The following is a 14,654-nucleotide window of genomic DNA, read 5'->3' as shown; positions in this document are numbered from 1 at the left end:
TATTTTAATGACGCTATCATCCCTTCAGCTTTTTCCCTTCTGACCGGGCCCGTCATGCTGTTCCAGATCTTTTCCCTCCTGCTCGAAGTCGTGGCCGGCGTACTCGGTGGCGCCTGTCTCCTGCGCCTGTACATGCAGTACCAGCGCATCCCCATGTCGTCGCGCTCGGGCAATCCGCTGGGTCGTTTTGTCTTTGCCTTGACCGACTGGCTGGTGCTGCCGCTGCGGCGTTTTGTGCCCTCTGCCGGCCGCTGGGATCTTTCCAGCCTGCTGGCGGCCTGGCTGATCGAGCTGGCCATGTTCTCGCTCTTGTGGGCTTTCACCAGTTTCGTCGCCAGCTATGTGTCGGTGCTGATCCTGGCCGCGTTTGGCGTGGTGCGCCTCGTGATTTCCGGCCTGACCGGGCTGGTGATCGTGTACGCGGTGCTGTCCTGGGTGCAGTCCCATACCGTTCTGTCCGACATCATCGAGCGCCTGGTGGCCCCCTTTCTGGCACCGATCCGCCGTTTCGTACCGCTGGTGGGTGGGGTGGACCTGTCGCCCCTGGTGCTGCTGGTCTTGCTGCAGGTGGCGGCCATCGTGCTGGGGCACTTGCAGGGCGTGGCCTTGCTGTAAAGCAAAAACCGGCCGCGCGGCCGGTTTTTGCTTTTGCAATGGGGTGCTTTCAGAATCTCCCACGCTGGGGGGCTCGTAGCCATACCCGTATTATTGGTATCTTGGCCGGCGGCATGAAAAGCCTATTTCATGTCCAACAGTTGAATTGTCTTGGCAACCAGAGCTTGGTCAACTGGTTTATGTTCAAGCCACATCGAGTCGAACCTGAATTCTTTGGGCCTGAACAACAGAACTGAAACGTTGGACTCTCCGGTCTTAAGAAACACATCTTTTCCTTCCTGAGATGTGTATTTCTGTTCGATTTTTATCTGCACAATGGCTGGTTTTTCGTCGTTGAAGTACAGCCTCAAATCGAACGGCGTTGTCATTGAGCCGTCCTTCGCAATGCTCCAGAATGGGCCGAAGTAATGGGTCGCCATATGTCCCGTTGCCTTCGCTTTTGCTACTTCCAGATAGCCTGTCGATTCTTCTCGGTAGGCCATCAATATTTCTCTGTCTGGCAGGAATGTAATGACAAGTGAGCGACCGTCTTTGCCGTGGAGTTCATATGTGCCAGCCACAGATTCAGTGGTCCACATCGTGACAAACATTGGCTTGATGCCAATGTAGATCAGCAGCATTACGAGCGGGATCAATAGAAATGGTTTGATCCTTTTCCACAGAGGCGCTCTAGAGGCATCCAACAGTGCGCGCTCTATGTTCCGATCCTCTTGATCGCTCATCTATAGTCCCCTTTTGTATTGGGGCTGAGCTCTTTAGATCACGGCGTCAGCCGGCTGGCGCTGCAGCATGGCCAGGGTGTTGGCCACGGTCTTGCGCAGTTCGCGGCGGTCGCAGATGAAGTCGATGGCGCCCTTTTCCTGCAGGAACTCGGCGCGCTGGAAACCTTCGGGCAGCTTCACACGCACGGTGGACTCGATCACGCGCGGGCCGGCAAAGCCGATCAGGGCCTTGGGCTCGGCGATCACCACATCACCCAGGAAGGCGAAGCCGGCGCTCACGCCGCCCATGGTCGGGTCGGTCAGCACGCTGATGTAGGGCAGCTTCTTCTTGGCCAGGCGGGTCAGGGCGGCATTGGTCTTGGCCATCTGCATCAGCGAGAGCAGGCCTTCCTGCATGCGGGCGCCGCCGGTGGCGGTGAAGCACAGGAAGGGCACCTTCTGCTCGATGGCGGTCTCGACGCCGCGCACGAAACGCTCGCCGACCACCGAACCCATGCTGCCGCCCATGAAGCCGAACTCGAAGCTGGCCGCCACCAGGCTGATGCCGTGCACGGCACCGCCCATGACCACCAGGGCGTCGGTTTCGCCGGTGGCTTCCAGGGCTTCCTTCAGGCGCTCGGGGTATTTGCGGCTGTCCTTGAACTTGAGGGCATCCACCGGCAGCACTTCCTGGCCAATCTCGAAGCGGCCTTCGTTGTCCAGGAACAGGTTGAGGCGCGTGCGCGCGTCGATGCGGTGGTGGTGGCTGCAGGTCGGGCAGACGTTCTGGTTCTGCTCCAGATCGGTCTTGTAGAGCACGGACTCACAGCTGGGGCACTTGATCCACAGGCCCTCGGGCACGCTGCGGCGGTCGGCCGGGTCGGTGTGCTGGATTTTCGGGGGCAGAAGTTTTTCGAGCCAACTCATGGGATGCTTCCTTTAATTGGGGTCAGGTTCCAACGACGGTCAGGCGCAAGACCGGGATTATGAATCCAAAGCCTGTCGAATTTCCCGCAGGAAATCCGAGGCCACGGTAACGACTTGTGCCCGGGGCAGCGGGTCGATCAGCTGGATGATGCGGCTGCCGATGACCACGGCGTCGGCCACCCGGCCCACAGCCTTGGCACTGGCCGCGTCGCGGATGCCGAAGCCCACGCCCACCGGCACCTTCACGTGCTGGCGGATGCGCGGCAGCATGGCTTCCACGGCGGCGGTGTCCAGGGTGCCGGCGCCCGTCACGCCCTTGAGCGAGACGTAATAGACGTAGCCGCTGGCCACACGGGCGACCTGGGCCATGCGCTCGTCGGTCGAGGTGGGGGCCAGCAGGAAAATCAGGTCCAGCCCGTGTTGCTTGAGGGCGGCGGCGAAGGCTTCGCATTCCTCGGGCGGGTAGTCCACCACCAGCACGCCGTCCACGCCGGCAGCGGCAGCGTCGCGCGCGAAGGCGTTGGGGCCGCTGGCCTGGTGCAACTGGTCGTAGCGCTCGATCGGGTTGGCGTAGCCCATCAGGACCACGGGGGTCGCGCTGTTTTTCTGGCGGAAGATGCGCACCATCTCCAGCACCTGGCGCAGGCCGATGCCGGCGGCCAGGGCCTTGTCACCCGCCGCCTGGATGACCGGGCCGTCGGCGCTGGGGTCGGAGAAGGGCACACCCAGCTCGATGACGTCGGAGCCCGCAGCCACCATGCCGTGCATGAGCTCGGGCGTGATGTCGGGATAGGGGTAGCCGGCCGTGATGAAGGGGATCAGGGCCTTGCGCTGGTTCTTCTGCAGCGCGGCGAACGTGGAGGCAATGCGGCTCATTTTTTCAACTCGATCTTTTGTTCGGCCATGCCACCCTTGACGGCCTGGCCCTTGCAGCTCGGGCGGCAGTAGAAGTCGGCCTGGCTCAGGTCGGCCACGGTGCCGATGTCCTTGTCGCCCCGGCCGGAGAGGTTGACCAGGATGGATTGGTCGGTTCGCATGGTCTTGGCCAGTTTCATGGCATAGGCCACGGCATGGCTGGACTCCAGCGCCGGGATGATGCCCTCGGTGCGGCACAGGTAGTGGAAGGCGGCCAGCGCCTCGGTGTCCGTGATGCCCACGTACTCGGCGCGGCCGATGTCCTTCAGGTAGGCGTGTTCGGGGCCGACGCCGGGGTAGTCCAGGCCGGCGCTGATGCTGTGGGTCTCTGTCACCTGGCCGTCCTCGTTCTGCAGCACGTAGGTGCGGTTGCCGTGCAGCACGCCCGGGCTGCCGCGTTGCAGCGAGGCCGAGTGCTTGCCGGAGTCCATGCCTTCGCCAGCGGCTTCCACGCCGATCAGGCGCGTCTGCTCGTGCTGGATGTAGGGGTAGAAGATGCCCATGGCATTGCTGCCGCCGCCCACGCAGGCGACCACAGCGTCGGGCTGGGCGCTCTTGCAGCCGGTGCGCTGCAGCATCTCGGGCATCTGCACCAGGCATTCCTCACCGATCACGCTCTGAAAGTCGCGCACCATCATGGGATAAGGGTGCGGGCCGGCGACGGTGCCGATGATGTAGAAGGTGTTGTCGACGTTGGCCACCCAGTCGCGCATGGCCTCGTTCAGCGCGTCCTTCAGGGTCTTGCTGCCGGATTCGACGGGCACCACGGTGGCGCCCAGCAGTTTCATGCGGTAGACGTTGGGGCTCTGGCGCTTGACGTCTTCCGAGCCCATGTAGACCACGCATTCCAGGCCGTAGCGCGCGCAGATGGTGGCGGTGGCCACGCCGTGCTGGCCGGCGCCGGTCTCGGCAATGATGCGCGTCTTGCCCATGCGGCGGGCCAGCATGGCCTGACCGATGGTGTTGTTGATCTTGTGCGCGCCGGTGTGGTTCAGGTCCTCGCGCTTGAGGAAGATCTGGGCGCCGCCCTGCTCGCGGCTCATGCGGGCGGCGTGGTAGACCGGCGAGGGGCGGCCGACGAAGTGGGCCAGCTCGTACTTGAACTCGGCGATGAAGGCCGGGTCGTGCTGGTACTTGGCGTAGGCCGCGCGCAACTCGTTGATGGCATGGGTCAGCGTTTCGCTGACAAAGCTGCCGCCGTAGATGCCGAAATGGCCCTTGGCATCGGGCTGTTGGTAGTCGAACATGTTTTAACCTGCGAGGTGTGCATCGGCGGCACGCACGGCCGCGACGAACTGGTTGATCTTGGTGGCATCCTTGATGCCCTTGGCGAACTCGACGCCGGAACTGACGTCAACGGCCAGCGACTTACAGCGCGGCCGCAGCTGCCGTATGCCTTCGGTCACGTTTGCAGGCGTGAGTCCACCACTCAAGACGAGGTGAGCGTCGACGCTTGGAGGAAGAAGTGACCAATCGAATGCCTTGCCGCCGCCCCCAAAACCTTCGACATGGGCGTCGAGCAGGATGGCCTGGGCGGCCGAGTAATCCTGGGCGTATTTTACGAGGTCGAAGCTTCGCCCCGCTTCCCCGACGGGAATGCGGGCGGCGCGCAGGAAAGGGCGGGTGCCGGCAGCCAGTTGGCACTGATCCGGGGTTTCGTCGCCATGGAACTGCAGGGTGGCGGTCGGCACCAGATCGCAGGCGGCCCGGATGGCCTGCGGGCTGGCATTGACGACCAGCAGCACCGGCGTCACAAAGGGGGGCAGGCGGCGCGCCAGTTCGGCGGCGCGCTGGGCCGTCACGTGACGGGGGCTCTTCTCATACAGCACGAAACCCACGGCGTCGGCGCCCGCGGCCACAGCCGCCTCCACGTCCTGCTCGCGCGTCAGACCACAGATCTTGATGCGGGTGCGGCCGTGGCTCAATCCGCCGCCGGGCCGCCCCAAGGCGGATGGGGCCCCCTCGGGGGGCAGCGCAGCAGACGACGTCGCAAGCGTGGGGGCCTTGTTCATCATGGCAGCCAATCATACGCAGGCGTGCGTTCCGGCAGGCCCCAGTGGGCGTCGTAGCGGGGCCCCAGGAAGTACAGGCCGTCGGGCGCGAAGGTTGGGGCGGCGGCATCGCGGCTGCGTGCGGCCAGTACCTCGGCCATCCAGGCTGGGGGCTGTTTGCCCTGGCCGATGACGATGAGGCAGCCCATGAGATTGCGGATCATGTGATGCAGGAAGGCGCTGGCCTCGAACTCGAAGCGCCAGTAGGCGCCACGCCGGCTGATCTCGATGCGCAGCATGTTCTTGACCGGTGACAGGGCCTGGCAGGCCGAGGCCCGGAAGGAGGTGAAATCGTGCTCCCCCAGCAGATGCCGGGCCGCTTCTTGCATGCGCTCCAGATCCAGGGGCTGGAAGACCCAGCCGACCCGATGCGCGTCGACGCTGGGGCGCACCGGCGACTCCAGCAGCAGGTAGGCGTAACGGCGTGAGGTGGCGCTGGCGCGGCAGTGGAAGGCCTCGGGGACGATCTGCGCCCATTGCACCGCGATATCGCGCGGCAGGAAACTGTTGGTCCCGCGGACCCAGGCGTAGGGTGTGCGCTCGGCCGTGGTGTCGAAGTGCACCACCTGCATGAGGCCGTGCACGCCGGCGTCAGTGCGGCCGGCGCAGAGGGTGGAGATGCGTTGATCGGCGAACTGGCCCAGCGCTTTTTCCAGCTGGTCTTGCACCGTGCGGCCCGACGGCTGGCTCTGCCAGCCGTCGTAGGAGTGGCCGTCGTAGCTGACGCCGAGGGCGACCCTCACGACGCGGCCTGTGCCATGGACGAAGGGACCCGGCCGGATCAGCCGAGCTGGGCCAGGGCCTTCTGTGCGCGGGCCTTCATGTCACCCGAGGCTTCGGCAATGATCTCCTCGATCAGCGCGCGGGCGCCGTCGGTGTCGCCAATGGCCTTGAACTCGTCGGCCAGTGCCAGCTTGGTGCCCAGTGGGTCGTCGGAGCCGGTGCCGGGTTCCACGGAGGGTGTGCCCAAGTCGAGCGAGAGCCCGCCCATGTCGAAGTTCATCATGTTGTCCGCCGCGGGGGCCGGGGCAGAGGCCGCCGGGCTGATCTGCGGCAGGGGCGAGGCTTCGAAGGCCAGGCTGTTGTCGGGTGCCGAGGCGATCGGTGCGGGCATGGTGGAGGCTGAGGGCGCGGCAGCGCGCGACTCAGCTTCATCCAGCGAGAAGTCCAAGTCCAGATCCAGGTCCATGCTGGCTGCGGCAGCAGGAGCGGGGGCTGCCTGACGTGCGGGCTGGCTGGCGTAGCTGCTGGGGGTGGCCTGCAAGGGGGCGGGTGCCGAAGCCGGGGGTTCGCCGCCGGGGTGGTAGGCCTCGTTGTTCGGGTCGATGCCGCGACCGAGTTCACAGATGTGCTCCCACTCGGAGCCACTGCCGCCGGTGACCTTGTAGGCTTCCTTGGCGATCACGCTGAAATTCTTCACATCGCGCCGCTTGGCGTAGATCTCCAGGAGCTTTTGGTGGATGGCGACACGACTCGGATGATTGCGCAGCGCTTCCTTGAGGATTTCTTCGGCCTGCAGGTCACGGCCATAAGCGAGATAGACATCGGCTTCAGCGACGGGGTCGACATCGTCGCCAGCGTCAAGCTGGCTGGGCGAGTAGACCATGGACGAGGAACTGCTGGCACCATTGTCATTGGTGTCAACTCGTTGTCCGCCGCTTGCGCCGAAAAAAGAGTCAGGCTGGAGACGGCTCTCCAGGTAGGCGCTGTCGACTTGTCCTGCATTCTTGCGCTGACGGCTGCGATAGAAGGCCAGACCGGCCAGCAGGGCCACCAGACCGCCGGCCGCAGCCGGGATCAGCGGGTTGTCCATCAACTCGTCCAGCAGCGAGGGCTCCTCGGCGACGGGCGCCGGCATGGGGGCCGATGCTGTCGGGCGCGGAGCAGGCGCAGCCGCCTTGGGCGCGGATGCGGCCGCAGCCGGCGCAGCGACGGGCGGCGTCACGGGGGCTGCCGCAACTTGCGGTGCGGGCGCGGGTGTCGCTACCGGTGCCGAAGCCACTGGCGCCGCTGCCGGCACGGCGGGAGCGGCCGGTTTGGTGGCCGGTGCGGGTGCCGGGGTGGCAGCCTTGCTGAGTTTTTCCAGCTCGGCCACGTTCTTGGACAGTTCCTCGGTGCGGGCTGCCGCATCCTTGGCGCTGCGTTCCTTGGCCAGTTTGTCTTCCGGGGCTTTGGCCTGGACGGCGCCCTTGGACAGGGTCAGCTTGTCGGGTGCACTGGTCGCAGGTTTCTTTTCCTCGACCTGGGTCTGCACGGTGCCGCTGGTCTTGCGATCGGCCGCTGCCTCAGGACTGGCCGGAGCACTGGCCGCCAGGCGGCGGCGGAATTCGTTGAAGTCCTTGCTCTGGGTCTGCAGGATCTGGCGGGCTTCGTCGGCCGGGGTGGCTTGCGCGTCTTCTGCGCCGGGCATGTCCAGCACGGCGCCCTTGCGCAGCCGGTTGACGTTGCCACCGATAAAGGCTTCCGGGTTGCTGCGCAACATGGCCACCAGCATCTGGTCGAGTGATACGTCGGCCGGCTTCTGGTTCAGTGCCAGCTTGCCGGCGGTATCGCCAGCCTTGACGGTGATGCGCTCGCGGCCAGCCACGGCGGGCGGTGGGGGCTCCGCGCTCTTCTGGGGTTCGACGGAGGTCGCGGGGGCCGGAGCACTGGCTGCATCGCTTGCAGGTTGGGCCGCAGCTGCCGCTACCGGTTCCGTCGGCGCGCTGGCCGGTGTTTCCGGTGCAGGCACGGGGACCGGGGCCGCAGCTTCAACAGGCGCGGGAGGCGGTGCGATGCGGATCGGCACCGAACTGACCTGGGGCGCCTGCGGCACGACGATGGTCTGGGATCCATTGAGGGCCGGCGGATCGAAGAGCATCGTGTAGTCACGCACGATGCGGCCTGAGGACCAGTTGGCCTCGAGGATCAGGTCCACATAGGGTTCATTGACGGCCCGCGTATTGCTCAGACGCAGGTACTGCTGTCCGTTGGCGCGTTTTTGCAGGGAGATCTGCAAGCCATTGAGGGCCGAGCTGTATTCCATGCCACTGGCGCGGAAGGTGTCCGGCAAGGCCACCCGGGGCCGCAGTGAGGAGGCTTCGTCCTCGCTGATTTCCAGGATCTCGATCTCGGCGCGCAGCGGTTCGCCCAGCGCTGACTGGACCATGATGCGCCCCAGGGAGAGCGCCGCGGCTTGCGAGCTCCACAAACCCAGAACCGTGGCAGAGGCAATCGCCAGGGCGGTTCTTTGCCAGCGTTGTGACTTAGCAATCAATTTAGGGGCCTCCGATGATCGGGCGGACAAATAGCGTAAACAGTCATGTTGGGCGATCCCCAAAAATGAGCCTTGAATCTGGAAAAGTACCTTAACATCAATACTTTAGCCTGACAAGCTGAGAAAGCGCTTAACCTTCTCAGCCTAAGATCCTTGCTCTGCTTCTGGCTACATTTGTTGTTAACGGACAACGAATATCTCTTTAAGCGTCAGGCCTGCAAGAGGATGCGCAACATGCGGCGCAGCGGCTCGGCAGCGCCCCACAAAAGCTGATCACCGACCGTGAAGGCGCCCAGGTAGTCATTGCCCATGGCCAGCTTGTGCAGGCGGCCGACGGGCACGGTCAATGTGCCCGTCACGGCCGCCGGGGTCAGTTCGCGCTCGGTGATCTCGCGTTGGTTGGGGACCACTTTCACCCAGTCGTTGGCGCCGGCCAGCAGGCCTTCGATCTCGGCCAGGGGAACGTCCTTCTTGAGCTTGATGGTCAGGCCCTGGGAGTGGCAGCGCATGGCGCCGATGCGTACGCACAGGCCGTCGATCGGGATGCTGCCGGCGCTGCGGAAAGCCGGGTTGCCCAGGATCTTGTTGCACTCGGCGCCGCCCTTCCACTCTTCCTTGCTCTGGCCGTGTTCAACGGGCACGTCGATCCAGGGGATCAGGCTGCCGGCCAGGGCCGTGTTGCGGAAGTTCTTGGTCGGGAAGCTGGCCTCGCGCATGGTGGCGGCCACCTTGCGGTCGATGTCCAGGATGGCCGAGGCCGGGTCGGCCAGCTCGGCCTTGACGGCGTCGTGCAGGGCGCCCATCTGGCTCAGCAGTTCACGCATGTTCTGCGCGCCGGCACCCGATGCAGCCTGGTAGGTCATGGCGCTGACCCACTCGATCAGGCCGGCCTTGAACAGGCCGCCCATGCCCATGAGCATCAGGCTCACGGTGCAGTTGCCGCCGATCCAGTTGCGGCCACCCTTGGCGAGCGACTGGTCGATCACGTGGCGGTTGACGGGGTCCAGGATGATGACGGCGTCATCGGCCATGCGCAGCGAAGAAGCGGCGTCGATCCAGTGGCCCTTCCAGCCGGCAGCGCGCAGCTTCGGGTACACCTCTTTCGTGTAGTCACCGCCCTGGCAGGTCAGGACGATGTCGCACTTCTTGAGGTCCTCGATGCTGTTGGCGTCCTTGAGGGTGGTTTCGTTCTTGGCCTGTGCCGGAGCCTTGCCGCCGGCATTGGAGGTCGAGAAGAACACGGGCTCGATCAGGCCGAAGTCGCCCTCGGCCTGCATGCGGTCCATCAGGACCGAACCCACCATGCCTCGCCAGCCGACGAGGCCCACCACATTGCCTACCTTGCTCATCACATGCCCTTTCAATCAAATCCTGTTTACCCGGCTCGTCGGCCGGGAGGGCGTGACGAACCGGGAGCTGTTCAGCCCTTGGTTTTCGTAATGGCGGCGACCACCGCGTCGCCCATCTCGCGGGTGCCCACTTTCGTGGTGCCTGCCGACCAGATGTCTGCCGTGCGCAGTCCGGACGCAAGCACGCTCTTCACGGCCGACTCGATACGGTCGGCGGCCGTGGCCTGGTTGAGCGAGAAGCGGAGCATCATGGCAGCAGACAGTATTGTAGCCAGCGGGTTGGCAATGCCCTTGCCGGCGATGTCCGGCGCGCTACCGTGGCTGGGCTCGTACAGGCCCTGGTTCTTGCTGTTCAGGCTGGCCGAGGGCAGCATGCCGATGGAGCCGGTCAGCATGGCGGCTTCGTCGGACAGGATGTCGCCGAACATGTTGCCGGTGACGATCACGTCAAAGCTCTTGGGGGCCTTGACCAATTGCATGGCGGCGTTGTCCACGTACATGTGGCTCAGCTCCACGTCGGGGTATTGCTGGTGCACCTCGGTGACCACGTCCTTCCAGAACTGGAAGGTTTCGAGCACGTTGGCCTTGTCCACGCTGGTGACCTTTTTGTTGCGCTTGCGTGCGGCCTGGAAGGCCACGTGGGCGATGCGCTCGATCTCCGGGCGGCTGTAGCGCATGGTGTCGAAGGCTTCCTCGGCGCCGGGGAAGGCACCGTCCACCGCGATGCGACGGCCGCGGGGCTGGCCGAAGTAGATGTCACCGGTCAGTTCGCGCACGATCAGGATGTCCAGGCCGGCGATCAGCTCGGGCTTGAGGCTGGACGCCCCCACCAGTTGCTCGTAGCAGATGGCCGGGCGGAAGTTGGCGAACAGGCCCAGGTGCTTGCGCAGGCCCAGGATGGCTTGCTCAGGGCGCAGGGGGCGATCCAGCTTGTCGTATTTCCAGTCGCCCACGGCGCCGAAGAGGATGGCGTCGGACGCCTTGGCCAGGTTCAGCGTGGCATCGGGCAGGGGATGGCCGGCAGCTTCATAGGCCGCGCCGCCCACCGGGGCGGTTTCCATTTCGAACTTGAGGTCCAGGACCTGGAGGACCTTGACGGCCTCGGCAATGATTTCGGTACCAATGCCGTCACCCGGCAGAACTGCGATTTTCATAGTGCTTGTCTGTTATGGAGGAGAGTGTGCTCAGCCGACCATCGTATGGGCGAGCCAGGGCTTTTTGACCAGCCGTTCGGCTTCGAAGGCGGCGATCTTGTCCTTGTGGCGCAGGGTCAGACCGATGTCGTCGAAACCGTTGAGCAGGCAGTACTTGCGGAAGGGCTGCACGTCGAAGGGAATCTCTTCGCCCTGCGGCTTGACGATGACCTGGCGCTCCAGGTCCACGGTCAGGCTGTAGCCGGGGAAGGCTGCGCATTCGTCGAAGAGTTGGGCCACCGTGGCCTCGGGCAGCACGATAGGCAGCAGGCCGTTCTTGAAGCTGTTGTTGAAGAAGATGTCGGCGAAGCTGGGCGCGATGATGGCGCGAAAGCCATACTGGTCCAGCGCCCAGGGCGCGTGCTCGCGCGAGGAGCCGCAGCCGAAGTTCTTGCGCGCCAGCAGCACGGAGGCGCCCGCGTAACGCGGCTGGTTCAGCACGAAGTCCGGGTTGGGGCGGCGAGCGGCCGGGTCCTGGCCCGGGTAACCGGCATCCAGGTAACGCCATTCGTCGAACAGGTTGGGACCGAAGCCGGTCTTGCGGATGGACTTCAGGAATTGCTTGGGGATGATGGCGTCGGTATCGACGTTCTCGCGGTCCATGGGTGCCACGAGACCCTTGTGCACGGTGAATTTCTGCATGGGGGACCTCTCAGGAGAACTTGCGGATGTCGACGAAGTGGCCGTGCACGGCGGCTGCTGCGGCCATGGCCGGGCTGACCAGGTGGGTGCGGCCCCCGGCGCCCTGGCGCCCCTCGAAGTTGCGGTTGCTGGTGGAAGCGCAGCGCTCGCCCGGCTCCAGGCGGTCGGCGTTCATGGCCAGGCACATGGAGCAGCCGGGCTCGCGCCATTCGAAGCCGGCGGCCTTGAAAATCTCGTGCAGGCCTTCGCGTTCGGCCTGTTCCTTGACCTGGCCTGAACCCGGCACGACCAGGGCCAGACGGACGTTCTTGGCGACCTTCTGTCCCAGCTTCTTGACCACGGCGGCGGCTTCGCGCATGTCCTCGATGCGGCTGTTGGTGCAGGAGCCGATGAAGACCTTGTCGATGGTGATGTCGGTTAGCGGCTTGCCGGGCTCCAGGCCCATATAGGTCAGGGCCCGCTCGATGGCGCCACGTTTGTTGGCGTCTTTTTCCTTGTCGGGGTCGGGCACACGGCCGTCGATGCCCAGCACCATCTCGGGCGAGGTGCCCCAGGTGACCTGCGGCAGGATCTGCGTGGCGTCCAGTTCGACCACGGTGTCGAACTTCGCGTCCGGGTCGGATTGCAGGGTCTTCCAGTAGGCCGCAGCGAGGTCCCACTCCACACCCGTGGGCGAGAGCGGACGGCCCTTGACGTATTCGATGGTCTTGTCGTCCACTGCTACCAGGCCGGCGCGGGCGCCGCCTTCGATGGCCATATTGCAGACCGTCATGCGGCCTTCCATGGACAGGGCGCGGATGGCCGAGCCGGCAAATTCGATGGTGTAACCCGTGCCGCCCGCCGTGCCGATGCGGCCGATGATGGCCAGCACGATGTCCTTGGCGGTCACGCCCGGGGCCACCTTGCCCTCGACCTTGATCAGCATGTTCTTGGCCTTCTTGGCCAGCAGGGTCTGCGTGGCCATCACGTGCTCGACCTCGCTGGTGCCGATGCCGTGCGCCAGCGCACCGAAGGCGCCGTGGGTCGAGGTGTGCGAATCGCCGCAGACCACGGTCATGCCGGGCAGGGTGGCGCCGTTCTCCGGGCCGATCACGTGCACGATGCCTTGACGCTTGGACAAGAAGGGGAAGAAGGCGGCGGCGCCCGATTCCTTGATGTTGGCGTCCAGCGTGGTGATCTGTTCCTTGCTGATCGGGTCGGCAATGCCGTCGTAGCCGAGTTCCCAGCCCGTGGTCGGGGTGTTGTGGTCGGCGGTGGCCACGATGGAGCTCACGCGCCAGACCTTGCGGCCGGCCTGGCGCAGGCCTTCGAAGGCCTGCGGACTGGTCACTTCATGGACCAGATGGCGGTCGATGTAGAGGACGGCGGTGCCGTCTTCCTCGGTGTGGACGACGTGTTCGTCCCAGATCTTGTCGTAAAGGGTGCGTCCCATGGTGTCCTCTGCAGAGTTTTCGATTTTAGGTGGTAGCCGGCACGGCTGTGAGGTGATCCACCAGCAGCCGCGCAGTGACGGGCAGGGTGGAAAAATCGCGGGCGACCAGTTCGATGCGGCGGTGGGCCCAGTCGTCCCGCAGGGTCACGCAGGCCAGCTTGCCCACGCCGTGCATGAGTTCGAAGGCGCGGCGCGGCATCACGCCCACCCCCAGGCCGTTGTGGATCATGCGGCACATGGCGTCCAGGCCGGTGACGTGGATGCGCAGGCGGATGCTTCGCCCGGCAGCCGCTGCGGCTTCGCGCATGGCCAGGTAGATGGAGCTGGTGGCGTGCAGGCCCACATGGTCCCAGTCCAGGGTCTGCACAAAGTCGATGGCGCCGGCCGAGGCCAGCGCATGGCCCTGGGGCACGATGAGCACGAGTTGATCTTGTCGGTAGGGCAGGGTCTGCAGTTCACCCGTGCCAACGGCCACGTTGCAGACGCCGAGGTCGGCGGCACCTTCCTGCACGGCGCGCACGACCTCGGTGCTCAGGTGCTCTTCGAGGTCGATCTTGACCTGCTCGTGCTGGCGGATGAAGGCGCCCAGGTCTTCGGGCAAAAACTGCACGATGGCAGAGATGCTGGCATGCACACGCACATGGCCGCGCACGCCGTCCACGTACTCGCTGAGCTCGCCCTGCATCTTTTCCAGGCTGTAGAGCACGGAGCGCGCGTGGTGCAGCAGGCTCTCGCCGGCCGGCGTGAGGTCCACCCCACGCGTGTGCCGATAAAGCAGCGGGGTGCCCAGCGTGGCTTCGAGATCCGCCAGGCGTTTGCTGATGGCCGAGGCGGCGATGAATTCACGTTCGGCCGCTTTGCCGATGCTGCCCAGTTCGCAGACAGCCACGAACAGCTGCAGGGACGTGAGGTCCATGCGGCGGGCAAAGCTGCGGTCGGCGGTTTTCATCGGGAAGGTAGGGGTTTGTCATCGCTTTTGGCGATGAGTTTCCAATTTTCCCTTATGAAGGATGTGTTTGTCATCGTGTTTCGCGATGACTCTGCTGCCTGACGGGGGATGCCGGCGGTCGGGTTCCGGAGGCGGGGGGCTCAGTCGGTGATCAGGGTTGGATCCAGGACGCGCACGCGGTGGTCCACGTAATAACCACCGAATTCGGTGTAACGCAGCACCAGGCGCTGGCAGGCCTGGCAGCGCCAGACATCGCAGCGGTTGTAGGGGAACCAGGCCAGGGCCACCGGGGCGGCGGGGTCGTCATAACGCGTGCCGGCCGGGTGGTATTCCTCGAAGGTCGGTTCGTAGACCTCCGGGTCGCGCAGGGTGGCGAGCTGGGTCATGAGCGCGGCGGGCCAGCGCTCTTCGGTCAGGCTGGTCCAGCCGGTGTAAGCCGCCAGGCCGCAGGCGCAAGGGGCCGTGCCCGGGGCCTCGGCCTGCAGGGCACGCAGTTCGGCGGCGCGCTGGATCAGTTTCATGCGGGGTTCCCAAAGAAAAAGCCCGCCGACGTTGCCGTGCGGCGGGCTGTGTGGCGCGGCTTAGCGCTTGGCCAGCGGCGGCACGTCGCGGCGCGGCGAGCCG

General features: G+C 65.1%; 14 protein-coding genes. 1 reads left to right on the top strand and 13 read right to left on the bottom strand.

Annotation, left to right across the window (positions count from 1 at the left end):
- The first annotated feature begins 54 nt into the window (after window positions 1-54).
- Window positions 55-615, top strand: coding sequence for a YggT family protein (locus tag AO057_RS15910; protein WP_057676866.1), 561 nt, complete (start codon window positions 55-57; stop codon window positions 613-615).
- 122 nt (window positions 616-737) lie between these two features.
- Here the strand turns inward: AO057_RS15910 and AO057_RS15905 are convergent, their stop codons facing one another.
- From AO057_RS15905 to AO057_RS15845, 13 genes are all read right to left on the bottom strand, one after another.
- Window positions 738-1,337 carry a hypothetical protein gene (locus AO057_RS15905; protein WP_156404588.1) on the bottom strand — a complete coding sequence of 200 codons (600 nt, stop codon included), beginning with the start codon at window positions 1,335-1,337 and terminating at the stop codon, window positions 738-740.
- Between the two features lie 33 nt (window positions 1,338-1,370).
- Window positions 1,371-2,243, bottom strand: coding sequence for an acetyl-CoA carboxylase, carboxyltransferase subunit beta (gene accD / locus AO057_RS15900; RefSeq protein WP_057676864.1), 873 nt, complete (start codon window positions 2,241-2,243; stop codon window positions 1,371-1,373).
- Between the two features lie 57 nt (window positions 2,244-2,300).
- Window positions 2,301-3,119, bottom strand: a complete 819-nt coding sequence (gene trpA, locus AO057_RS15895; RefSeq protein ID WP_057676863.1) for a tryptophan synthase subunit alpha — start codon at window positions 3,117-3,119, stop codon at window positions 2,301-2,303.
- Window positions 3,116-4,405, bottom strand: a complete 1,290-nt coding sequence (trpB, locus tag AO057_RS15890; protein ID WP_057676862.1) for a tryptophan synthase subunit beta — start codon at window positions 4,403-4,405, stop codon at window positions 3,116-3,118. Before trpB ends, trpA begins: the two co-directional genes overlap by 4 nt.
- Before the next feature lie 3 nt (window positions 4,406-4,408).
- On the bottom strand, window positions 4,409-5,170 hold the full coding sequence (locus AO057_RS15885; RefSeq protein WP_057677340.1) for a phosphoribosylanthranilate isomerase: 762 nt from the start codon (window positions 5,168-5,170) through the stop codon (window positions 4,409-4,411).
- A complete protein-coding gene (gene truA / locus AO057_RS15880) occupies window positions 5,170-5,952 on the bottom strand; it encodes a tRNA pseudouridine(38-40) synthase TruA (protein WP_057676861.1) in 783 nt (260 codons plus the stop codon). Before truA ends, AO057_RS15885 begins: the two co-directional genes overlap by 1 nt.
- Before the next feature lie 38 nt (window positions 5,953-5,990).
- On the bottom strand, window positions 5,991-8,357 hold the full coding sequence (locus tag AO057_RS15875; protein ID WP_156404587.1) for a motility hub landmark protein FimV: 2,367 nt from the start codon (window positions 8,355-8,357) through the stop codon (window positions 5,991-5,993).
- Between the two features lie 317 nt (window positions 8,358-8,674).
- Window positions 8,675-9,814, bottom strand: coding sequence for an aspartate-semialdehyde dehydrogenase (gene asd / locus AO057_RS15870; protein ID WP_057676860.1), 1,140 nt, complete (start codon window positions 9,812-9,814; stop codon window positions 8,675-8,677).
- Window positions 9,815-9,885: 71 nt separating this feature from the next.
- Complete coding sequence (gene leuB / locus AO057_RS15865) at window positions 9,886-10,968, bottom strand: 3-isopropylmalate dehydrogenase (protein ID WP_057676859.1); 1,083 nt, start codon at window positions 10,966-10,968, stop codon at window positions 9,886-9,888.
- A 30-nt stretch (window positions 10,969-10,998) separates the two neighbouring features.
- Window positions 10,999-11,649, bottom strand: coding sequence for a 3-isopropylmalate dehydratase small subunit (gene leuD / locus AO057_RS15860; protein WP_057676858.1), 651 nt, complete (start codon window positions 11,647-11,649; stop codon window positions 10,999-11,001).
- A 10-nt stretch (window positions 11,650-11,659) separates the two neighbouring features.
- Window positions 11,660-13,081, bottom strand: coding sequence for a 3-isopropylmalate dehydratase large subunit (leuC, locus tag AO057_RS15855; protein ID WP_057676857.1), 1,422 nt, complete (start codon window positions 13,079-13,081; stop codon window positions 11,660-11,662).
- A 25-nt stretch (window positions 13,082-13,106) separates the two neighbouring features.
- Entirely contained in the window at window positions 13,107-14,030 is a 924-nt protein-coding gene (locus AO057_RS15850; RefSeq protein WP_057676856.1) for a LysR family transcriptional regulator, read from the bottom strand.
- Window positions 14,031-14,170: 140 nt separating this feature from the next.
- Window positions 14,171-14,551: a hypothetical protein gene (locus AO057_RS15845; protein ID WP_057676855.1), complete on the bottom strand. Its 381-nt coding sequence runs from the start codon at window positions 14,549-14,551 to the stop codon at window positions 14,171-14,173.
- Window positions 14,552-14,654: the final 103 nt, after the last annotated feature.

The sequence above is a fragment of the Curvibacter sp. PAE-UM genome, from assembly GCF_001432305.1.
Classification (GTDB): Bacteria; Pseudomonadota; Gammaproteobacteria; order Burkholderiales; family Burkholderiaceae_C; genus Hylemonella.
This window is presented reverse-complemented; position numbering and strand designations above follow the sequence as displayed.

Bases quoted from the DNA above. Each gene is read 5' to 3' on its own strand.
- AO057_RS15845 (WP_057676855.1), bottom strand. From the start codon at position 14,551: ATGAAACTGATCCAGCGCGCCGCCGAACTGCGTGCCCTGCAGGCCGAG.
- AO057_RS15875 (WP_156404587.1), bottom strand. From the start codon at position 8,357: ATGGTCCAGTCAGCGCTGGGCGAACCGCTGCGCGCCGAGATCGAGATC.
- AO057_RS15850 (WP_057676856.1), bottom strand. From the start codon at position 14,030: ATGAAAACCGCCGACCGCAGCTTTGCCCGCCGCATGGACCTCACGTCC.
- accD (WP_057676864.1), bottom strand. From the start codon at position 2,243: ATGAGTTGGCTCGAAAAACTTCTGCCCCCGAAAATCCAGCACACCGAC.
- AO057_RS15905 (WP_156404588.1), bottom strand. From the start codon at position 1,337: ATGAGCGATCAAGAGGATCGGAACATAGAGCGCGCACTGTTGGATGCC.
- trpB (WP_057676862.1), bottom strand. From the start codon at position 4,405: ATGTTCGACTACCAACAGCCCGATGCCAAGGGCCATTTCGGCATCTAC.
- leuB (WP_057676859.1), bottom strand. From the start codon at position 10,968: ATGAAAATCGCAGTTCTGCCGGGTGACGGCATTGGTACCGAAATCATT.
- AO057_RS15910 (WP_057676866.1), top strand. From the start codon at position 55: ATGCTGTTCCAGATCTTTTCCCTCCTGCTCGAAGTCGTGGCCGGCGTA.
- AO057_RS15885 (WP_057677340.1), bottom strand. From the start codon at position 5,170: ATGAACAAGGCCCCCACGCTTGCGACGTCGTCTGCTGCGCTGCCCCCC.
- asd (WP_057676860.1), bottom strand. From the start codon at position 9,814: ATGAGCAAGGTAGGCAATGTGGTGGGCCTCGTCGGCTGGCGAGGCATG.
- trpA (WP_057676863.1), bottom strand. From the start codon at position 3,119: ATGAGCCGCATTGCCTCCACGTTCGCCGCGCTGCAGAAGAACCAGCGC.
- leuD (WP_057676858.1), bottom strand. From the start codon at position 11,649: ATGCAGAAATTCACCGTGCACAAGGGTCTCGTGGCACCCATGGACCGC.
- leuC (WP_057676857.1), bottom strand. From the start codon at position 13,081: ATGGGACGCACCCTTTACGACAAGATCTGGGACGAACACGTCGTCCAC.